This window comes from Microcoleus sp. PH2017_09_SFU_O_A, from assembly GCF_020738625.1.
GTDB lineage: Bacteria > Cyanobacteriota > Cyanobacteriia > Cyanobacteriales > Microcoleaceae > Microcoleus.
The window spans coordinates 1-6,691 of the sequence record NZ_JAEQCF010000148.1; the positions used below are offsets into that span (position 1 = coordinate 1).

Annotated in this window: 10 protein-coding genes, 1 tRNA gene and 1 pseudogene; 7 read left to right on the top strand and 5 right to left on the bottom strand. The window is 44.4% G+C overall.

Annotated elements, in window-relative coordinates; all coding sequences use genetic code 11:
* Positions 1 to 258 precede the first annotated feature (258 nt).
* Positions 259 to 331, bottom strand: a tRNA-Ala gene (locus JGK16_RS31665).
* A gap of 152 nt (positions 332 to 483) precedes the next feature.
* The gene (locus JGK16_RS31670) at positions 484 to 687 is read right to left on the bottom strand and encodes a hypothetical protein (RefSeq protein WP_293146445.1); all 204 of its coding nucleotides are present in this window, start codon (positions 685 to 687) and stop codon (positions 484 to 486) included.
* Between the two features lie 236 nt (positions 688 to 923).
* Between JGK16_RS31670 and JGK16_RS31675 the strand changes: the two genes are divergently transcribed.
* The 3 genes and pseudogenes from JGK16_RS31675 to JGK16_RS31685 all read left to right on the top strand — a co-directional run bounded on the left by JGK16_RS31675 (position 924) and on the right by JGK16_RS31685 (position 2,000).
* Positions 924 to 1,193, top strand: coding sequence for a hypothetical protein (locus JGK16_RS31675; RefSeq protein WP_293184503.1), 270 nt, complete (start codon positions 924 to 926; stop codon positions 1,191 to 1,193).
* Positions 1,194 to 1,397: 204 nt separating this feature from the next.
* The gene (locus JGK16_RS31680; RefSeq protein WP_293193839.1) at positions 1,398 to 1,643 is read left to right on the top strand and encodes a DUF433 domain-containing protein; all 246 of its coding nucleotides are present in this window, start codon (positions 1,398 to 1,400) and stop codon (positions 1,641 to 1,643) included.
* Positions 1,643 to 2,000, top strand: a pseudogene (locus JGK16_RS31685) (DUF5615 family PIN-like protein). The gene JGK16_RS31680 and the pseudogene JGK16_RS31685 overlap by 1 nt, the downstream one beginning before the upstream one ends.
* Before the next feature lie 95 nt (positions 2,001 to 2,095).
* On the opposite strand, the gene JGK16_RS31690 reads toward JGK16_RS31685, so the two are convergent.
* On the bottom strand, positions 2,096 to 2,287 hold the full coding sequence (locus tag JGK16_RS31690; protein ID WP_293193841.1) for a hypothetical protein: 192 nt from the start codon (positions 2,285 to 2,287) through the stop codon (positions 2,096 to 2,098).
* 131 nt (positions 2,288 to 2,418) lie between these two features.
* On the opposite strand from JGK16_RS31690, the gene JGK16_RS31695 reads away from it, so the two are divergent.
* The 4 genes from JGK16_RS31695 (at position 2,419) to JGK16_RS31710 (ending at position 5,691) form a co-directional block, all read left to right on the top strand.
* Complete coding sequence (locus JGK16_RS31695; protein ID WP_293193843.1) at positions 2,419 to 4,812, top strand: tetratricopeptide repeat protein; 2,394 nt, start codon at positions 2,419 to 2,421, stop codon at positions 4,810 to 4,812.
* 61 nt (positions 4,813 to 4,873) lie between these two features.
* Entirely contained in the window at positions 4,874 to 5,209 is a 336-nt protein-coding gene (locus JGK16_RS31700; RefSeq protein ID WP_293193845.1) for a DUF6883 domain-containing protein, read from the top strand.
* Positions 5,210 to 5,216: 7 nt separating this feature from the next.
* Positions 5,217 to 5,459, top strand: a complete 243-nt coding sequence (locus JGK16_RS31705; RefSeq protein WP_293193847.1) for a DUF4926 domain-containing protein — start codon at positions 5,217 to 5,219, stop codon at positions 5,457 to 5,459.
* Positions 5,434 to 5,691, top strand: a complete 258-nt coding sequence (locus JGK16_RS31710) for a type II toxin-antitoxin system HicB family antitoxin (protein WP_293193849.1) — start codon at positions 5,434 to 5,436, stop codon at positions 5,689 to 5,691. The genes JGK16_RS31705 and JGK16_RS31710 overlap by 26 nt, the downstream gene beginning before the upstream one ends.
* A 214-nt stretch (positions 5,692 to 5,905) precedes the next feature.
* Here the strand turns inward: JGK16_RS31710 and JGK16_RS31715 are convergent, their stop codons facing one another.
* Both JGK16_RS31715 and JGK16_RS31720 read right to left on the bottom strand, forming a co-directional pair.
* On the bottom strand, positions 5,906 to 6,340 hold the full coding sequence (locus JGK16_RS31715; RefSeq protein WP_293193851.1) for a hypothetical protein: 435 nt from the start codon (positions 6,338 to 6,340) through the stop codon (positions 5,906 to 5,908).
* A gap of 3 nt (positions 6,341 to 6,343) precedes the next feature.
* Positions 6,344 to 6,541: a hypothetical protein gene (locus tag JGK16_RS31720; RefSeq protein WP_293184477.1), complete on the bottom strand. Its 198-nt coding sequence runs from the start codon at positions 6,539 to 6,541 to the stop codon at positions 6,344 to 6,346.
* Positions 6,542 to 6,691 lie beyond the last annotated feature (150 nt).

The following is a 6,691-nucleotide window of genomic DNA, read 5'->3' on the forward strand; positions in this document are numbered from 1 at the left end:
TGGTTTCACGTACTTTGCCATATTAGTATTATGGATCGCCATGTACGCATTGTCCAGTCTTGTCCAATAAATTAATGATTAGAGGCATACCGATCGAATTTAAGAATACGCTCGCGGTTGAAACCGCGTGTATACAGACAAAACCCACTCCAAGTGCGTTGAAGAATACGCTGTGAAGATTATGTTATTCTCTTCAGTCCGCGGAGGCGGACTTCGTTTGTGTAGACGCGGTTTCAACCGCCCTCTAATCTTGACTTATGGAGAATAGCGGGCTCGAACCGCTGACCCCTACAATGCCATTGTAGTGCTCTACCAACTGAGCTAATTCCCCTTTCTTTTCGCGCTCTCAATCATGCCTTAACTGACCGATATTTGTCAAGCCTTTTTGAGAAAATAGTTTGGAGCCTTGGACAGGCAAGGCTTTTGGCTTTTTTTTCAAAAAAATTCCTCGCTTTTTGACAATTTGTCGATCGCTACTACGATTTAGTAGGTGTGCTGGGATATTTCGGTTAAATGGCTCAAACAAGACCCCATGAGGAAGTAGACGACTACCAGGGCTGCGGCTGAAACCGCAACTAGGGTGCCGGCTAGGATTAGTGAAAATTCTCGTTGCGCGATCGCCTCTTGCATTAGATGCAATGACCAGGCAACGAGGGCAACGTCAATTATTAAAATAGAAACCAGCATAAGTTACGATTTGTAACAGCTTACATATTGTAACAAAAGTTTTCGCGGAGTGCAGATAAGCTCATATGTATTTAAGTATTGATGTTAAACGGATGGGGAGCAGCACAAAGCCATCAAGAAAAAGTATAGGTTTTCTTGATAATTACGATATGCAAAGTAAATGAGAGCTAGCTCTGCTTTACAGTAGTTGGCTTGAGTTCGCTTCTCAAGCGGGATTGCATTTTTAAGGGTACAGATTGCTGGAGTTTCACAGCGCTGACGGTTCCGCTTCTAGCACCCACTACCGTACAGGAGACTGGGAAGTGGTGAGGGTGGAAGAGTACCCGACAGCAATACCTAATAACGAATTTGAGATGATTGTAGTTGGATACTGCAAATATGTCCCCGTCGAAACTCCGCTGATACCGATGCCAAACGCTCAGGTGTCGATCGACTCTTTTGGAGATGAATCGGCTTATCAAGAATTTTTAGCTCAAACAGCAGAAGTCTCACGTCATAATCTCTGATACCGTTGCTTCAGAACAACTCATGGAACTCGTTTATGAGACACTTCCTGCCTGCGCCTAGCCTACAAATAATACTTTAGAGAGTTTTGAGCTGGAAGTGCCGATCGCACAATTCGATCGGGGCGTGAGTTTGAGACGATAAATGAAGTAAGCTAGAGAGAAACGTTTCAAAATAGATGCAGACTCCGTAGAGGCAAGCTGGCTATGAACTGGAAAACATACATTCACTCAAATCCTAAAATTCTGCTTGGAAAGCCTGTAATTAAGGGGACACGAATATCCGTGGAGTTCGTTTTAGGGCTATTTTCAGAAGGTTGGACTGAGCAACAAGTTCTAGAAAACTACCCAACGCTTAATCATGAATCTATCCAAGCTGTATTTGCCTTCGCTGCGGAATGCCTCAAAGAAGACGTATTTTACACGCCTCTACTCTTTGCTGAGGCAAGTTAATGCGGTTTCTGGCAAATGAAAACTTTCCTCTTCAGAGTGTACGACTGCTACGACAAGCGGATCTGGAAGTCGCTTCTGTTACCGAGGATTCTCGCCCGAATTGAGGATGCGGATGTTTTGGCTCGTGCGACGGATGAGCAACGGGTGATTTTGACGTTCGATCGCGATTACGGTGAACTCATTTATCGCTTGCGGATGCGATCGCCAAAAGGTGTCATTTATTTGCGGTTTCGTCCTCACACGCCGGAAGAACCAGCATCAATATTGTTAAATTTATTACAGATTGAAGGATTGCAATTTGAGGAACGGTTTACGGTGGTGGAGCGCGATCAAATTCGTCAACGCCCGCTACCGTAGTTATTGAAACTGCGATTGTTACTTGTCTTTCTAATTTTTTTTAATTAAACTCTGAGCGATCGCACTTTTCGAGAAATACGATCGCTCAATTCAGTCTAACGGCGAGGTTTGGTCATTAAAATGACGCGCACTAATCCGGTGATGCTGCCGATCAGTGTCGAACTCAGAATCGCGATCGACAGAATAATCGCCGTCGGTGATTCGCCATGCTCCACAATGGGCTGGATGTCGATCGGCACAATCGGCAAAACAGTGTGTTGGATTGATGTGGGCTGTTGTTGATTCATTGAAGTAGCCTCTAAATGAAGTTCATGACCCAATTCTTGCAACCCGCTCCAGTTATGTCGTTACGAAAAATTCCGAAAAAGTAAGGTTATTATTGAGACAATAATGCTTCCTCACAATCTTGCGTGAACTCATGACCCCAGAAGACCTTATTCAAGTCGCCGATCGAGTGTTATTTGCTCATGCTGGCAATCCTTTAACGGATATTCAGCGCATGATTTTGTGCGAGTCTCTGGCAGACAAAGGCTACGAGAGCATGGAAGGCTATGCCCCTCAACACATCAAAAATGAAGGCAAGAAGTTGTGGGACTTGCTTTCTACAGCTTTAGGAGAGAAGGTCAGCAAAACAAGTTTTAAAGGCGCACTGGAGAAACGGCTGAAATCAGGCGATATGGTGATGAAGCCACCGATGCCATCGACCTACAATCCGCAAACTTGGGTGGGACGTGAATCGATCGTTGAAGAACTTCTGCCAAAATTGCAAGGACAGACTCGCTTGTTGTGGATTAAGGGCATTTCTGGGATTGGCAAAACGACGCTGGGAGAATGTCTAGCTAGTAAAACCTGGGAGAAAGAGCGATCGTTTCAATGGATTTATCTGGAAATTTTGGAGGGACAAAGCCCAGATTTTGCCTCTGTTGCTGCTGAATTGTTAGCTAAATTGGGCGATCGCGAACTCGATCCCCAGGAACGGAATAATCCCGATCGGTTATCGAAACGACTCTTGCAAAAGCTGCAATCTCATTCCTACTGGATTCAAATCGATTCGTTGGAACGCTTGCTAAATCCCGAACAGCCGACTGAATTTGTTGATGCTTATTGGGCAAATTTTCTTCAGCGTTTCCTTACCGATTCCAATGTTGTCAGCCGTTTGGTATTGACGGCGCAAGCGCTTCCCACGGAACTGGTTGAATTTAGCGATCGCTACCCGAATACTTGGGCAGAATACCGACTGAATGGGCTGTTGCAGCTAGAACAACTGGAATTCTTTGCCAAACGCGGGGTAATTGTTGAACCTTCTAACCAAGATATCCTCACCCGCATCGCCAAGATATATGAAGGTCATCCGCTGGTTTTGAAGGTGATTGCTGAAGATATTTTGCAGGAATTTGCAGGCAATGTTTCCGGCTATTGGCAAATTTATCAACCAGAATTTGAGCAAGTTGCGAGGGAACTACAAGCGACTCGCTTGGATGAAACGGAATACAACGAAGCCCTCGATCGCAAAGTCCGAGAACGCATCAAGAAATCCTTAGAACAACTCCCTGCGGATGCTCTGGATTTGCTCTGCCGCAGTGCGGTGTATCGTCGCCCGGTTCCCAAAAAGTTTTGGTTGGCGATGATTGGCGATCGATCGTCTCAACAGCAAAAAGTGGCTTATCGAGTTTTGGGCGATCGGGCTTTGATTGAAAAAGAAGGCACTGATATTCGCCAACACAATTTGATTTGCTCCGTCGCCTACGAGCTGCTGAAAGCCGATACAGTGGTCTGGACATCTGCCGAACGTCAAGCAGCCGATCTATGGCTGACTGCCTACAAACCTTCACCTAATGCACCCAAATTGGAAACCGTGCGTGGTTATCTGGAAGCGTTTGACCATTACTGCGAAATCAGAAATTGGGAAGAGGCTAGAAAAATTCTCTTAACACCTTTAGAATTTTTTTCAAAAGTTCATATTCCTAGACAACTAGAGTTTTGGAGCTACTACAAAGATGGAGAAAAATCATGCCTGAAACTACTCAACAAAGTAACTCCTGACACAGATATAACTTGTTACCTAATGCTAGGAAATTACAATTTTCATATGTCTAAATACTCTCAGGCAATATATTTTTATCAACAAAGTCTAACAATAGCTCGTAAAGTTAACGATTTTTTGGGAGAAGGTAACGCCTTGGGTGGATTAGGACTCACTTGCCGTAGGTTGGGCGATTATCAACAAGCGATTGAGTATGCTCAACAATGGTTGACGATTTCCCGTAAGATTGGCGATTACCGAGGAGAAAGTAATGCCTTGGGCGGGCTAGGACTTGCTTATCATTGTCTAGGTAAGTATCAGCAAGCGATTGACCACACTGAGCAATCTTTGATGATCAAGCATAGCATCGGTGATCGTCGAGGAGAAGGTAATGCCCTGGGAAACTTAGGGCTTGTCTATCATGCTCTAGCCAAATATCAGCAGGCAGTTAACTACACTCAGCAATGGCTAACTATTGCTCATGATATTAGTGATCGTCGCGGAGAAGGTGGTGCCCTATGCAATTTGGGAAACTCTCAAATTAAACTAGAGCAGTATTCAGATGCGCTGAAAAATTTGCACGTGGCATTGGTAATTTTTTGTGAGATTTGTGATTTAGCAGGTAAAGCTGAAGTCCTGAAAAATTTGGCAGAACTGCATCAAGGCTTGGGCGAGGTTGAGATGGCGCGGCAGTATTGTCAGCAAGCGTTAGCGCTGGCGACAGAGTTGGGTATTTCGTTGGCGGTGGAATGTGAGGCGTTACAATTAAAAATTGAGAATGAAAAATGAAAAATGGAGGAGACGCCAGCTTGATTCATGTCCAGCCAAGTGACTTATACCATTTCAACAGATGAAACTACCCAACGGAGAGAAAGCACTGCTTGGCGACAAGCTTGAGCGATACTCACTAAATATGCAGCATCCCAAAGGAAAAGATAAAGCCATCCTGTTTAGAAATCGATTGGGAATTACACTAGAAAATAAAGCTATTTTAGAAGTCGCTTTATTAGAATGTGCGGTCAATCAGGAGGCAGAAATTTATAAAACAGACAACTATGGAACCCAGTATGATGTCAAATTTTTCATGACTACAGAAACTGGAAGCTCTTGGGTGCTGTCATGTTGGATGATTCGCACCGATGAAGACTTTCCTAGGTTAACTAATACCTATCCTGTCAATAAGTGAGGATACTATGATGACGTTACACGAGTATGATGTTGTTGCCTTAACCGAAGGAATTCAGGCAATCCATAAAGAAACCTCTGAGCCAATTTTGCTCCGACCTGGACAAGTTGGCACGATTCTGATGAGCTTTAACGATCGCGCTTATCTAGTAGATTTTGCGGATGCTCAAGGCAATACCTATGCAATGGAAACCGTTCCCTCAGAAAAACTCATGCAACTTGTTTATGAGCCACTTCCTGCCTACGCCTAACCTACATGAAGACAGTCATTACACCATTATTATTCAGTGGTCAGATGAGGATAGCTGCTATGTCGTTAGTTTTCCCGAATGGGGAGACTATTGTCATACCCACGGGGATACTTACGAAGACGCATTAAAAAATGCCCGCGAGGTTTTGGAACTTCTCACTGAATCGACCGTAGCTGATGGTAAACCCTTGCCACAGCCGCAATTATTCGGTCAATTTTTACAACACGCATAAGCATCTCTAAACATCATTAATAAAGATTGTCGCCTGTGGATTACAGACTTCTGCGATCGTGTAACTTTGCATGACAGATGTTATTTCATAGGTTATATCTATTCTAGGCAAAATTGGCACGAATTGGGAGATCGATCGCCACTTTTGTTTTAGCCAACCGCAAATAATCAAAAAAGGTATGAAAATTTCCATACCTTCCTAGTCGAGATTATTTCTAAACAAGTGCTGTTGCTTGCTTTGTTTGTTCGAGATACTGCCGATATTTTTCCTCGGAACCGAAGGAGTCAACTGAAACCGTAGATTTTGGCATCGGTATCAAGGGTGTTTGAACAGGGGAGTATTTGCAGTAGCAAACCACGATCGCCTCAAAGGCATTGTTCGGGATGGCTGTCTGGTATTCTTCTACTCTAATTACTTCCCAGTCGCCTACGCGGTAATGAGTATCAGCACCAGCTATTTGGGTGTCTTTAGATTCTGTCAGAGTTTGGAACTCTAGCGGCCGATAACCAGGTTCGGGAATCGGTGAATTTGATGAATCAAAATACTCTGCCAAAATGTCGGTTAGCCCTCCGGTGTGAGCTAAAAGTCTGTTCTCGGCACCTTCTTCTTCTGTCCAGTCAGCGCGAAAAATAATGTATTTTCTGCCCATTTGTTAATCCTCCTCGTCTTCATCCATGTAGTTAGGAAAACTGGTTTCACCTTCAAATATGCAGGAGTATTTGAGGGTTGAGTCTTTTGTCGGTTTGATTCGTAGCAGTCGCCAGCCGTATTTTTCCTGCATTGCGTAACACCGCCATCGTTCGGTGACGGAGTGGCTTGAGGTGACTTCCTCTGGTTGAGAATTGGTCACAACGATCGTATCTCCATAATGTTCATTTGAATGGTGTCAATGGCAAGGTCATGGTTGAGTCGAGGGGGGATATTATTCCCCGCCCCTCTCAGTTAGAACCGGACGTGCGATTGTCGGGTAAGAGAGCATACGTCGCCGTATCTCCCTCCC